This is a genomic window from Weissella sp. ESL1139, assembly GCF_058506735.1.
Map to the genome: position 1 here is coordinate 860470 of NZ_CP196375.1, position 16574 is coordinate 877043.

12 protein-coding genes are annotated in these 16574 nt (G+C 36.5%); 2 read left to right on the forward strand and 10 right to left on the reverse strand.

The features are described from left to right. Window positions 1–195 precede the first annotated feature (195 nt). Window positions 196–2355, reverse strand: a complete 2160-nt coding sequence (locus ACSYSF_RS04125) for a BspA family leucine-rich repeat surface protein (protein ID WP_489868618.1) — start codon at window positions 2353–2355, stop codon at window positions 196–198. 480 nt (window positions 2356–2835) lie between these two features. After that, window positions 2836–3477 carry a nicotinamide riboside transporter PnuC gene (pnuC, locus tag ACSYSF_RS04130; RefSeq protein ID WP_489868660.1) on the reverse strand — a complete coding sequence of 214 codons (642 nt, stop codon included), beginning with the start codon at window positions 3475–3477 and terminating at the stop codon, window positions 2836–2838. A gap of 285 nt (window positions 3478–3762) precedes the next feature. Between pnuC and ACSYSF_RS04135 the strand changes: the two genes are divergently transcribed. Beyond that, window positions 3763–5103 (forward strand): ISL3 family transposase, encoded by a 1341-nt coding sequence (locus ACSYSF_RS04135; protein WP_489867045.1) that lies wholly within the window; start codon window positions 3763–3765, stop codon window positions 5101–5103. Between the two features lie 132 nt (window positions 5104–5235). Here the strand turns inward: ACSYSF_RS04135 and ACSYSF_RS04140 are convergent, their stop codons facing one another. The 3 genes from ACSYSF_RS04140 to polA form a co-directional block, all read right to left on the reverse strand. Then, window positions 5236–6198, reverse strand: coding sequence for a beta-galactosidase small subunit (locus tag ACSYSF_RS04140; RefSeq protein WP_489868619.1), 963 nt, complete (start codon window positions 6196–6198; stop codon window positions 5236–5238). Further along, on the reverse strand, window positions 6176–8071 hold the full coding sequence (locus ACSYSF_RS04145) for a glycoside hydrolase family 2 TIM barrel-domain containing protein (protein ID WP_489868620.1): 1896 nt from the start codon (window positions 8069–8071) through the stop codon (window positions 6176–6178). The genes ACSYSF_RS04140 and ACSYSF_RS04145 overlap by 23 nt, the downstream gene beginning before the upstream one ends. Before the next feature lie 153 nt (window positions 8072–8224). After that, window positions 8225–10924, reverse strand: coding sequence for a DNA polymerase I (polA, locus tag ACSYSF_RS04150; protein WP_489868621.1), 2700 nt, complete (start codon window positions 10922–10924; stop codon window positions 8225–8227). Window positions 10925–11178: 254 nt separating this feature from the next. Here polA and ACSYSF_RS04155 point away from each other — a divergent pair, with 254 nt between their 5' ends. Further along, window positions 11179–12030 (forward strand): aldo/keto reductase, encoded by an 852-nt coding sequence (locus ACSYSF_RS04155; RefSeq protein WP_489868622.1) that lies wholly within the window; start codon window positions 11179–11181, stop codon window positions 12028–12030. A 127-nt stretch (window positions 12031–12157) separates the two neighbouring features. Here ACSYSF_RS04155 and ACSYSF_RS04160 read toward each other — a convergent pair whose 3' ends face one another. The 5 genes from ACSYSF_RS04160 to pepA all read right to left on the reverse strand — a co-directional run bounded on the left by ACSYSF_RS04160 (window position 12158) and on the right by pepA (window position 16553). Then, window positions 12158–12880: a Bax inhibitor-1/YccA family protein gene (locus ACSYSF_RS04160; protein ID WP_489868623.1), complete on the reverse strand. Its 723-nt coding sequence runs from the start codon at window positions 12878–12880 to the stop codon at window positions 12158–12160. Window positions 12881–12986: 106 nt separating this feature from the next. Then, window positions 12987–14327, reverse strand: coding sequence for a UDP-N-acetylmuramate--L-alanine ligase (gene murC / locus ACSYSF_RS04165; protein ID WP_489868624.1), 1341 nt, complete (start codon window positions 14325–14327; stop codon window positions 12987–12989). A gap of 104 nt (window positions 14328–14431) precedes the next feature. Further along, entirely contained in the window at window positions 14432–14794 is a 363-nt protein-coding gene (locus tag ACSYSF_RS04170; protein ID WP_489868625.1) for a hypothetical protein, read from the reverse strand. Window positions 14795–14807: 13 nt separating this feature from the next. Further along, entirely contained in the window at window positions 14808–15446 is a 639-nt protein-coding gene (gene ytpR, locus ACSYSF_RS04175) for a YtpR family tRNA-binding protein (protein WP_489868626.1), read from the reverse strand. Between the two features lie 33 nt (window positions 15447–15479). Beyond that, complete coding sequence (gene pepA / locus ACSYSF_RS04180; RefSeq protein ID WP_489868627.1) at window positions 15480–16553, reverse strand: glutamyl aminopeptidase; 1074 nt, start codon at window positions 16551–16553, stop codon at window positions 15480–15482. Between the last annotated feature and the right edge of the window lie 21 nt (window positions 16554–16574).

Here is a 16574-nt window from a genome sequence, read left to right on the forward strand (position 1 = left end):
GAGACCTTATTATCTTATAATTGACCCTTATAAGTCATTCCAAAATAGGCTTATCTAAATCGAAAAAGTAACATAAACTAACAATTTTTTATTTTTAATACACTTAAAGAACATAAATTAAGTCGGTATACCCTATATAAAAATGCACCTACTACTGTCACATAACAGTGATAGGCACATCTTATAATAATTATTTTATTGCTTGCGCTTAGACTTGCTTAATACAAAGCCACTGGTAAGTACAACTATCACAACAACTAATAAACTATAAACCCCTTTATGGTTATTAATATTATTGGCTACCTTAACAGCTGTTTTAGGTAAACTTACCGGTACATCACTTTTTGTGGGGCCTATTTTGTTTTGGCTTCCTGAAAGTGTTGGTTGGTTAGCGTTTAACGCAGTGTGATTTGTATTATTAGTTATTGTTGAATTAGTAACAGAATTATTTGTTACGATATGTTGTTCTTTATTGCTACTAACATAATCAGGTACTGGTTTATCTGCTAATGAACCATTGTTGGGCACCACACCATTATGGACATGACTGATTGACGTATTATTGCCCGATGAACTGTCATTATTTGATGAAGCCACATCTGGCTTGTTGACCTCGCTTGAAGAATTGCTATTATCAGATGATGATGAGCTAACATTGCTTGACGATGTATCGTTACTTGAAGAATTATCACTGTCAGACGACGATGAATGTGATGAGCTGACGTCACTTGATGATGTATTATTGCTTGATGAACTGCTGCCATTAGATGACGACGAACTTCCAGAACTCACATTACTTGATGACGTATCATTACTCGATGAACTGCTACTATCAGAAGCCGACGCACTTGAAGAGCTGACACCACTCGACGACGTATCACTACTTGATGAACTACTATTCGCTGCATCTGCGTTATTATTAACCGTTTGCCAAACATAAGTTCCTGGTTGTTTGAAATCACTTAACAATTTGTTTGATGTAAAAGTTGGACCGTCGACCACCGCATTACCCTGTGCATCTTTTGCTAATACCCATTTACCTGTAAATTCGTCATTATCAGGCACTTCTGGCAAATCTAGACCATCTTGCCAAAATGTCGGATGACTGAAGTCATTTTTTTCACCCAAAACCAACGTATTGAGGTTCGGCATATTTGAAAAGATATGATCTACGGTCGGCTTATTAGTCATATCAAAATGACTAATATCGATTTTTTCTTGCTTTGCTTGTTGAAACATACCTTCCATATCATTTACGTTAGATGTGTTCCAATGGGTAAAATCCAAATTATCAGCACCAGTTCCCGCAAACATAGTTTCCATTTGGTTTACTTTTGAAGTCTGCCATTTACTAACATCTAGCGTTGCTAGATCTGGCGTATCCGTAAAAAGCCATGCCATATTTTCAACATTGGACGTGTCCCAATTACTAACATCTAACGTTGTTAAGCCGCTTGCCTCATCAAACATGGTTGACATGTTTCTAACGTTAGACACGTCCCAATTACCAACGTCTAATGTTGTTAAATGAGGATCAAATTCAAACATCCCCGACATATCTGTTACATTTGAGGTATCCCAGTTACCAATATCTAAACGTGATAAATTACGATTATGACTAAACATTTTAGACATATTGTTAACATTAGATGTGTTCCAATTACCAACATTTAGTGTGGTAAGACAACCTTGGTTTAAAAACATATTTTGCATACTTTTAACTCGTGACGTATCCCAGTTGCTAACATCCAAGTTTGTCAAACTGCCTCCTTGAATATCATCATCAAACATAGAAGTCATATCTGTCACATTTGAGGTATCCCAGTTACTGACGTCCAAAGACGTTAACTTATTTCTACCTTGAAACATGTGGCTCATATCTGTCACATGTGAAGTATCCCAATTACTAACATCTAATGAAGCTAAACTAGATTCACTAAATCCAGCACTGAACATGGCGGCCATATTTGTGACATGTGATGTATCTAGTTTGTCACTACCATCAACCGTCATGATGTGACTATTTGCAAATAAATTCGAACTATCAGCTGGTAAAACAATCTCACCTTTAATAATGATATTCTTTACAGAATCTCCTAACTTATCATTATTATTTGATGAGTCATTTTTTGTCCAGGGTGTATTCCTATCTGCTACCCCACCTTGAAGCGTAAGTGTGCCTGTTCCTGCGTCAAAAGTCCAACTACAAGTTCCCCAGGTACCTTGTTGATCTGATTGGCTACTTATTTCATTTTGCGTTGTCCCGTCCGCATACGTTGTATCTGATTCTAATGGATTATAAACCATTAATACTGATACACATGTTAATAAACTTAGTGCTAAACCTTTTCTCATTTCCTACTCCTTCATTGTGCTAAGTACAATGCATTCATTATCTTATAATTACTCACCCAACATCATTCCGAAATAGTCTTATATTCATCAAAAAAGTATCCTAAACATAAAATGTTCATTTTTAATTCACTTAATGAACATGCAATATTAATAATTCAAACATTTAATTATTATACAAAAAATGTACCTATAACTGCTATATAACAGTAATAGGTACACCTTGTAGTAAAAATATAGGCAGAGATTTCCACCTACACCCGTTATCTTAATGACTGAATATTAAAATAATCTATAATAGCGACATGTACAATTTATTTAATCATGACCTGATTTAAATAACTCACAATAGTAGTATTGAAAACCATGTATACTAGTGTTATTATAATTAGGTAATAGAGTCCCAAGTCTAATTACAAAAAGCGCCTAACCAAGCCAAGGGTTAGGCGCTTTTATTATCATAATCATTTAACTCTAGAATAACTATTTATTCTGCTTACCGCTCCAAATTGACCAGAAACGTCCATATAAAGCAGTTGCCAAATAGAATGACATCGTCAACAACATTGGTAATGAACTTGCTGAGTATCCTGATGATAGTGCTGATACCCATAATGCAATATTTACAAAATCTGATAGCAACCATAATGTGTAGCTATCACCATAACCTTTGAAAACATACCAAGAAGCTGTTGCACCAATAATTAAGACAATACTATCCCATAATGGATTAGAATCACCCAATTGGGTATAGATATACATAACTGGGTACCACAAAATTAACATCACTGCAATTGTGAGTACCCATCCCCGACGACTTAAAAAGTGAACACCATTTTCAACTTTGTGGCCCCACGTTTTCCAAGTAAAAATCAATGGTAAGTCAATAAGTAAGATGAATACCATCTGATCTAATACCGATGCAAAATGTCCAGCCTGCCAGTTAATATAAATATAACCCAGAGCACTAATTAAACCTAATAAACCATTAATAGGCTTACCAATCATCATATACACTGTACATGCTGAACCGATTAAGGTTGCGAACAGTGTAATGACTGATAATGTATTAATTGGATTACTCAAAAATAGTGCTAGTTGGACTCCAAAAATAAACGCCAGCATAACACCACCAGCCGTGTTAATTGATTTTAATTCTTGATAAAGCCACTTAAAATATGCCAAATTCCTCTACCTCTTTCTTTGATAACACAATTAAATATTGTAGCAGATAAATTAGTACACTTGTTGAACTTTTTTTGCCCAAGAAAAAAACGGCTCTATACTTTTTAGCGTGAAAGTAAAAATTTCACGCTTTTATTTTGCTCTTTTTCACAATTAAAAAGACACCAATAAAAATACCGGCGTAAAATATAGTTGTCCACACAATAAGAAACGAGGTATTTATCGATGTCTATAAATGATTCTATCTTAAATTCAGTTGGTTTGACAGATAAAAATATCAATTTTTTAATTTCTAATGACGGTACTTTTAATGAGGTGGTTCCTAAAGGACATGATCATCACTTAGTATTGCGCTATCGTGCAAGTTTAAATACACTGCCTGAACGTTGCCCTAGCTGTGGTTGTCCCTTGTTAGATAACGTTTATTTAAATGGTAAAGATACAGCCGATTATCAATTACCCACAGCTAATGGTTTTGAACAAGTACTATCCGTTAAAAAACAGCGTTATCAATGTCGTAATTGCCTTAAAAGTTTAATCGCTCAATCATGTGATTTTATGCCACGTTCTAAGATTACACGTCCATTACTTTATCAAATTATCGATTTGGCTAAACGTGATATTTCTGAAAAGGAAATTGCACACATCTTACATTTATCTACTAGTAAAATTAATCGCTTAATGAATAATGCTGCTGAAGCCTATCAAACTAACTACGAGCGTGCTTTGCCTAGTGTCATTTGTGTTGATGAAATTCGTTACGCTAAAAACCAATTTAGTTTTGAAATGATTGATGGCCAGACCAGTGATTTAATTGAACTATTTTCCAAACGAACTGGTCCTAAAATTAAAAAGAACCTTTCCAATTACGCCCTAGCTAATCGAGAGAATGTTCAATTTGTTATCACCGACATGAATGCAAACTATCAAACACCTTTACGGACAATGTTTCCCAATGCTCAATTGATTATTGATCGTTTTCACATTATTCAACTGGCTTTAAAAGCTGTTCAAAGTACACGTATTAATTTACAACGTAGTTTAGATAACCATAAAAGTCGTATCTATAAACTGCTCAAAGCAAACTGGCGTTTCTTTATTACAGATGAAAATCGTTTAAACTTCCAACAGGCACGCTGGTTTAGAGGTATTAACGAATTTATGTACCCACAAGATGCATTACGATTAGTATTTGATATTTCTCCCAACTTCAAACAGACTTATGAAGTCTATCAAGCTGTTTTAAATTCCCAACGTCATCGTGCCTTTGAAGACTTTCAAACAATTTTAGAAAACTATCAATTTAACCATTCCGCAATGGATTCAGTTATTAGTAGTTACAAAAAGAATTTAAAAGGCATTAAAAATGCCTTCCTAAACAACTACTCAAATGGTCGTATGGAAGGCATCAATCGTCGTATTAAGCAAATTAATCGTACATCTTATGGCTTTCATAGTTTTAAAGCTTACGCTTTAAGAATTCGCTTTGAACTATTTAATCACCATGCATTACAAAATACTTTTAATTGCTTATTAATAAGCAAAAGGCCCATAAATCCGATGTAGTTAACATCAAATTTACGAGCCAATTTCACAAACTCAATTAGACAATTTCATGATTTTCACGCTATTTGCAATTGAGCCAAAAAAACCGAGTTGACATTTAACCGTCAACTCGGCATTTATAGCAATTTAAATTTATTTAGGTTGAATTAAGAATTCAAATGCTTTGTCGATAGTTGCATCAATATGATAAGGTGCTTGTACATCAGTTCCCCAACTATCAATACCACCGACCCCGCGAACAGCGCCGTAGACTGTTACGACGGTACGTCTTGGTGCTGGTAATTCTTCAATATGGGTGGCGTTCTCTAATTCTGATGCTGTATAAGGCAAAGCCGAGAAAGCAAATGGTTGCTTGCTTTGTTCAAACGTTAAGTGCTTGACTTCATTAGAAAAGTCAGCATTATTCAAAGAACTTGAGCGACTAACCACTAACTTAGATGTCCGCATGTGCATCCCCATCTCTTGTGGAACCATGTATGGTGTCAATGGCAATCCTGATACTTCGTACGTACCTAAATGACCACCGACCATACGATCAGGGTATGTTTCACCTGATAGCCCAATATAAGAGTAGCCATCAGCAACTGTTGGAATCACGAAACGAAGACCTAACGTTGGTAATTCAGGCAATCCTTCATGTCCAGTATACAACACTTGAATCTTTAATTGCCCACCGTTTGTTACTGTGTAAATCACTTTCACCGTTGTCTGTGGTGTAGTTGCCGTCAAAAATGTATAGGTTAATGAAACATTATCTGCATATTCATCATTTGAAAAACGGTTATTATCTGGAGCAGTTGGCAACCCTAAATCTTGACCATCAACACTAACCGATACGCCAGTTGATGCTGTAAACATATCAGCTCCCAGCCACATTGCTGAATCAGTTGAAAAACCACTACCGCGATCATTATCGGTTGTTGCCCGCCAAAAAGTTAGCTTGGGTACGCGATAAAGCCATTCTTTACCAGCAACCTGCAATGACTCAAGACCACCTTTGTCGTAACTAAACAAATAACGATAGTTGTCACCAATAATTCCTAATGAACCGTCACCATAAATGACTTTCAATTTATTCGTTGTCGTAGCGTCCATAATAGTAGCTTACCTCCTGCATTGCTGGTTTAGGTTGACGAGTTGCAAAGACAATTCCATCACCGGAAAATTCATAGTCTGAATGACGTTCATCAAAGTCACCACCGTAACGGATAACTCGTTGTCCAGTTACTTCATCAGTGACATACAAAGCTTGATCGATATAATCCCAGATAAAGCCACCTAGGTATGTGTCAAATTCATCAAATAAATGTACATATTCATCAAAGCCACCAACTGAATTACCCATACTATGCATATATTCGCAACTTAAGAACGGTTTCTTAGGATTATTGGCTAGATACTCAGCAATATCTTTTGGATGCGCGTACATGCGACTCTCGACGTCTGAGATACGATCTTCATCAACACGATTTTGGAAGACACCTTCATAGTGTGTCAAGCGTGAGTCATCAACTGACTTAAAGTAGGCATCCATTGCTGCAATATTATCACCAGTATATGATTCATTACCTAATGACCAGAACAAAATTGAAGGGTGATTTTTAAATTGTTCAAAGTTTGATTGGGCTCGGTCTAACACCACATCTAACCATTGTGGAATTGATCCAGGTACATTGTATGAAGGCTCAACACCATCCATCTTTTGCCATGAACCATGTGATTCTAAATTAGTTTCGGCCATCATGAAAATGCCGGCCTCATCACACATGTCATACCAAACAACTTGATTTGGATAATGTGATGTTCGCACAGCATTAATATTGTTATCTTTGAAGATTTGAATATCAGTCTTCATTTCATCTAAAGTAACATGACGACCACCTTCAGCACTCCACTCATGACGATTTACCCCATTTAGATGCAGTGGCACATTATTAAGCGTCACTTGATTACGGTCATTTTTTACCAAACGGCGGAAACCAAAGGTATTTGGTACTACCGCAACGACTTGATTTTTAGCATCATATACGGTCACTGTAATTGTATACAAATTAGGATGTTTGTGTGACCACAAAGCGATATTATCAAACATAACATGTTCTAATGACACAGTCGCTTCAGCTGCTAACGTCTTATCTAAAATAACGGCACCGGCTGGATCATGCACAACAATTTGTGTACTTGCACCTGCTAATTCGCCATCAACTTTCAGAGCAACTGACAAATCACCTTGTTTTAAATCTTCACTTACAACTGGTTTCAAATGAATATCAGTTACTGTGGTAGCTGGTATGGCCAATAAACGTACACTCCGGAAGATACCAGAGAAACGGAACATATCCTGATCTTCAATAAAGGCAGCTGTACTGTATTTGAACACTTCAACTGCCAATTTGTTTTCACCAGCTTGTAAGTACGGTGTTAAATCAAATTCAGCACGAGTAAAACTATCTTCAGAATAACCTACGAAATCACCGTTTAACCATAGATACATGGCTTCTTCGACACCATCAAATTGAATGTGCACATCATGTCCATTGAACTCGTCGGGTAAGGTAAATGTTTTCACATATTGGCCAACCGTATTATCTTCAGCCTCACTAAAGATGCCCGGATACTTAGCATCTGGACCTAGTGCATATGGTGGTCGACGGTAAACTTTACCCTCCCAAGGATAAAGCGTGTTAATATATTGAATTTGACCATAATTTTGCAATTCAATGTGACCAGGAACTTGAATATCATCAAAATTGGTTGTATCAAAATCTAATTTTTCAAAATTAAGTAAACGTTGTGCAGGTGTTTTAGCAAAATTAAATTGCCAAGTACCATCCAAACTTTTAATCAAATTTGATTCTTTTTGTGCAACTTCAGCAGCTGAACGATAAACAACATGATCACTGTGTGCTGGTAATTTGCCAACCCGGAAGACAGTTGGATCATCTAACCATTCTAAATTTGCTTTCATCGTAGCCCCCTAAATATATTATTCTATATGCTTGTAAACGTTTTCACTTATTATTGTAACTTAATTACAAACATCTGTCGCCTAATATGACAAATTAAAGCAACAAAAAGCATTTTAGGCTAATCCTAAAGTGCTTGAAAAATATAATATAAATTATTTAGCGTCATACCAAGATGCACCAGTATGCGTTGATACTAACAAAGGTACTGCCAATTTCACGGCACTATCCATCGTTTTAGAAACTAATTTTTCTAAGGTAGCCATCTCTTCAGCTGGCGCTTCAAAAATCAATTCGTCATGAACTTGCAACAACATACGTGCTTTTAGCCCCGCCTTTTCAATGGCCGCTTGAACATTAATCATCGCTATTTTAATAATATCAGCTGCTGAACCTTGAATTGGTGAATTCATCGCTGTCCGTTCAGCAAATGACCGTGCATTAAAGCGTTTAGCATTAATGTCAGGTAAATAACGACGCCGATGAGCAATCGTTTCAACATAGCCCTTTTCTTTTGCAGAAGCAATAATTGCTTCTGACCACTTTTTAACGTCTGGATATTGTTCAAAATAGGTCTCAATAATATGTTTGGCTTCATAACGTGAAACACCGATATTCTTAGAAAGGCCAAAGTCTGAAATACCATACACAATTCCAAAATTAACGGCTTTTGCCTGGCGACGAATATTACCATCAATTGGTTGATCTGGCTTAACATCAAAGATACGACGAGCAGTTGCAGCGTGAATGTCCTCACCATTGATAAAAGCAGCTTGTAAATTAGCATCCCCGGTAATGTGCGCCAAGACACGCAATTCAATTTGCGAGTAATCAGCACTTAAAATTTGCCAATCTGCATAACTTGGCTTAAAGGCTTTACGAATTTGACGACCTTCTTCAATACGTGCCGGAATATTTTGCAAATTAGGATCAACAGATGATAAACGACCTGTTTGCGTTAATGTTTGCAAATAACGTGTGTGCACCTTTGAATCAGAGCCATGAATCACACGTAATAATCCTTCTACATAAGTTGAACTAATCTTAGCAATCTGACGGTAAGACAAGATTGAAGTCACAATTGGTACATCTCCCATTTTCTCAAGCACGTCAACACTGGTAGAGTAACCTGTTTTCGTTTTCTTGAGCGGCGTGTATCCCATTTCTTCAAACAAAACAACCCCTAACTGCTTAGGTGATTGAATATTAAATTCATGTCCAGCTTGTTGGTAAATGGTCTGCTCTAGCTCACTTAAGCGTTCAGTTAACTTGCTACGCATTTGTAATAGTTGCTCAGCATCAACCGTAATCCCAGTTGATTCCATTTGTGCCAAAATCTTAGTCAACGGTAACTCAATATCTTGATACAAATCTTGTTGTTCATGATCATTTAATTTTTTAAGTAAAGGCTCTTTTAGTAAACCAATCGCCATTGCCTTACGTCCAAGATGTTCAAAGAAATCCTCATCTACTTCAGGAATTGCAAATTTGGCCCCTTTACCATAAACTTCCTCATCAGTTTGGACCGCATAATAATCATTATCATGCGCTAAAGCACCTAAATCATCACTATTGTCATTGGTGTCTAACAAATATGATACTAACAACAAATCAAATTGGACATTAGCTAAATGCGCACCAAGACGCTTTAAACTAACATACAATTCTTTAGCGTTGAACACATTCTTGATGATGGCATCATCTTCTAAAATGCGTTTAACTGGTGAATCATGCATCAACAATTCGATATTGCGGCTAGCGAAGTAGCCATGTGCTTGATTTCCAATTACAAAACCAACTGGATTAGCTGTATGATAATTGTCATCATCTAATTCAAGATAAAAATCAACCACATCTGTTAATTGCTTAACATGGTCCAAATTAGCATCGGTCAATGCTGTCACGTTTAAAGTTGTGTTATTGAGATTAAAAGCACTATCATCTGTATTTTGGTCAGTTGGAATGGTGTAACCTTGATTGGCCAATTTTACAAGTTGAGCTTTAAAATCTAAATGTTGATAGAACGGAATAATATTTTCATAATCAGGACCTTTATAAGCCAAATCATCCAAACTAATCGTAACTGGCGCATCGGTACGAATACGTGCCAAATCTCGTGACATGAACGCATCTTCCTTACCATTAATTAGCTTTTCTTTTTGCTTTGATGCTTTCATATCATCAATTTGTTCATACATTTCAGGAATGGAATTATATTTCTTGATCAATTTCAAAGCAGTCTTAGGACCAATACCAGCAATACCTGGATAATTGTCACTAGTATCACCTTGCAAGCCCTTAATTTCAACAATATGTTTAGGTTCTAGACCGTCATACATGTCAGCAATCATTGCTGGTGTATAATGATCAATTTCAGAAATTCCTTTTTTTGTGACCCACACAGTTGTATCGTCTGATACTAGTTGTGTCATATCACGGTCACCGGTCACAATTGTCACTGCGTACCCGGCTTGTTCACCAATTTTAGCCATCGTACCGATAATATCATCAGCTTCATATCCTTGAAGCTCATATGATTTAATTCCGTGCAATTTCACCATTTCGCGTAAAGGTTCAAATTGTTCGACTAATTCTTGTGGTGTAGAATCACGGTTACCTTTGTAATTATCAAACTTGCCTGTCCTAAACGTTGTTTTACCTGCATCCCAAGCCACTAAAGCTAAATCAGGTTGGAAAGGATCGACAATACCATCAATTAAGTTGTTAAAGCCAACTAATGCATTAGTATGCAATCCCTCATGATTTACAAACCGGTCAACTTGGTTAATCAGTGCATAAAATGCCCGAAAAGCCAATGAATTACCATCTATTAAAAGTAAAGTTGGTTTTGTCATGTTCATCTCGTTTCTGGGGTCAGCCCCCGCGTTTTATCTATCTATTAGTTTATCAGAGTTCAAATATTGATAACAACATTTAACCATAAAAACATTAAGCCAAAAATGACTTTTAACTCGTTCATAAAAATTGACCTCTTCTCATTTTTTTATTAACATTGAAATGGAAACCGTTTTCATTATTGCTATTGTCAGTTTTAATACACACTAGAATACGGTAAAACAAATGTAATAATCATGAAAGGTAGGTCTTTATGCAAATACCTAGTATAACATTACGAGATGGATTAAAATTACCAGTAATTGGCTTTGGTACTGGTGACGTGAAAGGTGCTAGTGGTCTCACAATCCTTGATGCGGCAATTAACAATGGTTATCGTTTGATAGACACGGCCTACAATTATGAAAATGAAGGTACTGTTGGCGAAGCAATCAAAAGATCAAGTGTCCCACGTGAAGAGTTATTAGTATCTTCTAAGCTTCCTGGCCGTCATCACAAGTATAAGGATGCCATTACAGCCATTCAAGAATCCCTTTATCGTGCTGGACTTGACTATTATGATCTTTACTTGATTCACTGGCCAAATCCAATGCGTGGTGAATACGTTGAAGCATGGCAAGCATTGCTTGATGCTAAGCGCTTTGGTCTTGTACGTTCCGTTGGTGTATCAAACTTTTTGCCTGAACATTTGGACAAATTACAAGCTGAAACTGGTGAATTACCCGAAATAAATCAAATTGAATTACATCCTTTGTTTAGTCAACCTGAATTACGTCAATATAACCAAGAACATGGCATTATCACAGAAGCTTGGAGTCCTCTGGGTGGTCATGATCTTGAATTAAGTCACCCTATTCGTGAATTACCACTCATTAAAAGTTTGGCAGACAAATATCATAAAAATAGTGGTCAAGTCATTTTGCGTTGGGAACATCAGCTAGGTGTCTTACCTTTGCCACTATCACATAACGCTAATCGTCAAGCACAGAACTTAGATATCTTTGATTTTGCATTGACAGATGATGAAGTACAACAAGTATGTAATCTCGATCAGACGGATGCGCGAGTATCAGAACAAAATCCATTAACAAACGAAGAGCTATAAACATAGAAAAAGCAGCCAAATTCGTAATGAATTCAGCTGCTTTTTTAAGCTATTCAATTGAATAATTCAACTTTCATTATTTTTGACTATAGCTTACTCTTTTGTATTCTGCACCAGTTGCAAACATTTAGTCACGCGAACTAAATGATGTAAACAATTGCAAGATATAGATAAATAGATTAATGAAATCCATATACAAGTTTAAGGCACCTGATACAGCGATACCTTGGGTCAAACTAGGACTCTTTTCACCAAATTCAACATATAATGCTTTTAGTCGATTCATATCAAATGCCGTCATCACAGCAAACACGATAATTCCGACAACTGATAAGAAGAAGTAAACAGCACTACTAAAGAAGAATAAGTTGATAATACCACCAATAATCAAAGCGATTAATGAACCAAACAAGATTGATGATAATGATGCCATTGATTTCTTAGTAAAGAAACCATATGCAGCCATTCCAACAAACAAAAATGCTGTCGTAAAGAATGCTAATCCAATCAAACCAATGTTAATTGTCAAACCGATAACAGCAAATGTGAAACCGTTCAAAACGGCAAATCCCATTAGCATTCCAAAAGCTTGCGCTGGATTTTTGTATACCTTACTTGAAAATAGCCAAACAAATCCCATCATAATTCCAAACATAACTAACGATGAAATTGGACTACTAAAAATGCGGACAATTGGTCCTGCAAAAGCGGTGGCTCCTAGAAAAGCTGTCGCAGCAGTGACCAAAAGTGCTAATCCCATGTATGTGTATACTTTTCTAAAAAACCTATTTAGGCCACTCGTATCGGGATTGACAAGACGTGGCTCTTGTTGATTTTCAAAATTATTCATATATTTATCTACCTCCTATGTTGTGATATATGACAACAATTTGGTGCAACTTCCCAAAATAGTTTATACATACAAGTATATCAGAAATAAGGAAGTACTTAAATGCTTATTGTAAGTTAGTTTGTGTATTAGCTAGTAACTTTTCAAAAGCAAATTCAGTCATTTGTAAATCACCAGCACCCATAAAGATATAGACACCATCTTCATCTGCCAATAATGCTGATACATCAGTTGGTGAGACAATCCCCTCAAACTTTGAAATTTTATTACCTAAATCTGTTGAACTAATTTGCCCTGCTGTTTCACGAGCAGATGCAAAAATTTCTGTTAAGAAGACATCATCAGCTAAATCAAGTGCCTTAGCAAAATCATCTAAGTAAGCAATGGTCCTTGAAAATGTATGTGGCTGAAAAACAGCTGTTAGTTTACGATCAGGATACTTTTGACGGGCAGCATCAATCGTTGCTGTAATTTCAGATGGGTGATGTGCATAGTCGTCAATAATCGTTACTGGTCCGATGTGCTTTTCAGTGAAGCGGCGTTTAACGCCTTGAAACGTTAAAAGTTCTTCTTGTACCAAAGCCGTTTCAATTTCTTCAAAGTATGACACTGCGACAACGGCTAACGTGTTAAGCACACCATGTTGTCCAAACAAAGGCACTTTGAAATTACCTAGAAATTCATCATGATAATAGGCATCAAAACTTGAGCCTTGTGTTGAACGCTTAATGTTAGCAGCATAAAAATCATCTTTTTCAGGATTTGTACCGTAATAATAAACTGGTACTGAAACATTAATCTTCCGAAGTTGTTCGTCATCTCCCCAAGCAAAGATACCCTTCTTAACATTGTTACCAAAGTCTTCAAAGGCACTACGCACATCATCAATACCGGTGTAATAATCTGGATGATCAAAATCAATGTTTGTCATAATGGCATAATCAGGTGTGTAGTCTTTAAAATGACGACGATATTCATCAGCTTCAAAAATGAAGAAACGAGCATTTGGCACACCCTTACCAGTACCATCACCAATTAGGTATGACGTTGGTGCGATTCCTGATAATACGTGAGATAACAAACCAGTTGTTGATGTTTTACCATGTGCACCAGCAACGCCGATTGATGTGTACTGATTAATTAATTGCTCCACCATATCTGGATACGTCAAGATTGTCACTTGATCAGCAATTGCTAAAGCAGCGGCCACTTCAACCTGATCATCTTCAAAAGAATTACCACGAATAATCGTCATTCCCGGTTTGATGTTAGCAGCATCAAATGAATACATTGGGATTTCTGCAGTTTCTAAAGGCCTTTGAGTAAATGTATACTCGTCAATATCTGAACCAGCGACTTCATAACCTTGATCATGCAAAATCAATGCTAGCGCACTCATTCCTGAACCTTTAATACCAATAAAATAATAATTAGGTGTGTTGTTCATTTTTCTTGTCCATTCTACGTATATTGCGTTTATCAAATTTTTGTTATTTCTATAATACCAAAAAAAACATTTGTCTTCATTATAACGACAAATGTTTTAAGTAACTACTCATTAAAGTATTGATTGTGATCACGTGCAGCAGCACTGTCCTCTTCTAAGAGAATATCATCTAAACTAAGTCCCAACCCAGTTTTTACCGTTTTGGTTTGTCTAGCTTTGGGTTGTGTTTCTACTGTCTTTTTAGCACTTATCTTAGCTTTCTTTTTAGGGGATGCCTGCGTCTTTTGCGGTTGCAAAACTTCCGTAATCACTGGTTGCGCTGACACTAATTCATCATCTTGATTTTCAAAATCTTGCTCTGAAGTAAAAAGAATATACGATGTCTTAGCCTCCATCAATTCTGCTACCTGATTGTCATAGGTATGCATTAAATTTTCATAAAAAACAATTGGGCGTTGCATAGCCATTTTATCACCACCTTTATTCAAATAGTGATTGTGCTGCTGCAGATTGTGCATCAAACGGTGTGCCCACTGGTGCAAAGTTGTCAGGTAAGATTAAAGCACCTGGTACTTGTGGCGCATTTGGCAAATTAAGCTCACGTCCAGAACTAATCATACCATCTGATTTAACGCCACGTAATTCACCAGGCCAGATAATAAGTCCTGAAGGCATCATTGCACCAACTTTAGCGACAACAACTTTAATACCTTGTTGCATATTAGGTGATCCTGAAACGATTTGCACACGCTCATCATTATCAATAACTGTTGTTGTCACTTGCAAATGATCTGAATCTGGATGTGGTTCTGCTGATTCGACATAACCAACGACAAACTTAGGTGTATCATCCTTAGTTAAAGTTGATGTAAATCCTGCAGATTTAATTAAATCGTTTAATGTTGTAATTTGTGTTTCAGATAGAAATACTTGACCATTTTCATCTGTTAAATCTAATGATGTACTGATATTTAAAAAGTTATAACCAATTACTTCATCATTATCATCAATAAATTGCACAACATTTTCTTTTTTTTGGAATGTATATTTTGTAGCTTGTTGGGTTAAGACAATTAAATTGTCTCCCATCCCGGCTGGATTATAGCTGGCAATTAGCATGCTGTCAGTTCTCCTTTTAATTAATTTTAGTCATTAGTCACCATAAATAATGTCTTTTACAGTACTTGCATCTAATTTTTGAGCAAGAGTTTCGACCAATGTTTGAGCGGCTTCAAAATCAGCAATTGACCATACCGTTTGGTGAGTATGGATATAACGTGAAGCTACCCCTAACGCAACTGAAGGAATTCCTTCGTTTTGCGATTGGGCACCATGTGCATCAGTACCACCTTTAGCCACAAAGTATTGCAATGGGATATGGGCATCATTTGCAGTATCCAAAACAAATTCTTTTAAGCGTAATGGCATAATTACACCTGGATCAAATACACGTAGTAAAGCACCTTGATCCATTTGACCTTGTCCTGAAGCAGAAGTTGTATCATCAGCTGCTGAAGAATCTAAGGCAAAGAAAATATCTGGCTTTAATTGATTAACGGCTGGTCCAACACCTCGTAAACCAACTTCTTCTTGTGTATTCGCACCCATAATCAATGTGTTAGGTAGTGCTTTATCTTGCAAATTTTCTAGCGCGTTTAAAATCGTCACTAGGCCAAAACGATTGTCCCAACTCTTCGATGCAACGCGCTTTTTATTTGCTAACATGGTTGTTGATACTTCTGGGACAATAAAATCACCAGGGTGAATATCAAATGATTCAGCTTCTACTTTAGAAGCAAATCCACCATCAAACAAAATATCTGCTATTTGAGGCGTACCACTAACATTACCTTGACGTAGTAAATGTGGCGATACAGAAGAAGAAACAACCGGATAAGCATTATGACGTGTAAACAAAGTAAAACGCTCAGCTGAAACAGTATATGGATTCCAACCACCAACAGGATTAACAACCAACATACCACGGTCAGTAATTTGAGTTACCACAAAACCAACTTCGTCCATGTGAGCACCAAACATAATACGGGGTGCATTTTCACCCTCGTTATGTTTAATACCATAAAGACCACCTAAACCATTTTGTACTACTTCATCAACTAATGGTGAAATGTCGTCTCTAAATACTTGTCTAACCTTATGTTCCTGCCCAGATGTTCCTTGTAATTCCGTGTATTTAACAATCCGATTCCAAATTTTTTCTTCCAATATAACCACACTTTCTAATAA

Bases quoted from the DNA above. Each gene is read 5' to 3' on its own strand.
- ACSYSF_RS04170 (WP_489868625.1), bottom strand. From the start codon at position 14,794: ATGGCTATGCAACGCCCAATTGTTTTTTATGAAAATTTAATGCATACC.
- ACSYSF_RS04135 (WP_489867045.1), top strand. From the start codon at position 3,763: ATGTCTATAAATGATTCTATCTTAAATTCAGTTGGTTTGACAGATAAA.
- ACSYSF_RS04125 (WP_489868618.1), bottom strand. From the start codon at position 2,355: ATGAGAAAAGGTTTAGCACTAAGTTTATTAACATGTGTATCAGTATTA.
- murC (WP_489868624.1), bottom strand. From the start codon at position 14,327: ATGAACAACACACCTAATTATTATTTTATTGGTATTAAAGGTTCAGGA.
- ACSYSF_RS04160 (WP_489868623.1), bottom strand. From the start codon at position 12,880: ATGAATAATTTTGAAAATCAACAAGAGCCACGTCTTGTCAATCCCGAT.
- polA (WP_489868621.1), bottom strand. From the start codon at position 10,924: ATGACAAAACCAACTTTACTTTTAATAGATGGTAATTCATTGGCTTTT.
- ytpR (WP_489868626.1), bottom strand. From the start codon at position 15,446: ATGCTAATTGCCAGCTATAATCCAGCCGGGATGGGAGACAATTTAATT.
- ACSYSF_RS04140 (WP_489868619.1), bottom strand. From the start codon at position 6,198: ATGGACGCTACGACAACGAATAAATTGAAAGTCATTTATGGTGACGGT.
- ACSYSF_RS04155 (WP_489868622.1), top strand. From the start codon at position 11,179: ATGCAAATACCTAGTATAACATTACGAGATGGATTAAAATTACCAGTA.
- pnuC (WP_489868660.1), bottom strand. From the start codon at position 3,477: ATGCTGGCGTTTATTTTTGGAGTCCAACTAGCACTATTTTTGAGTAAT.
- ACSYSF_RS04145 (WP_489868620.1), bottom strand. From the start codon at position 8,071: ATGAAAGCAAATTTAGAATGGTTAGATGATCCAACTGTCTTCCGGGTT.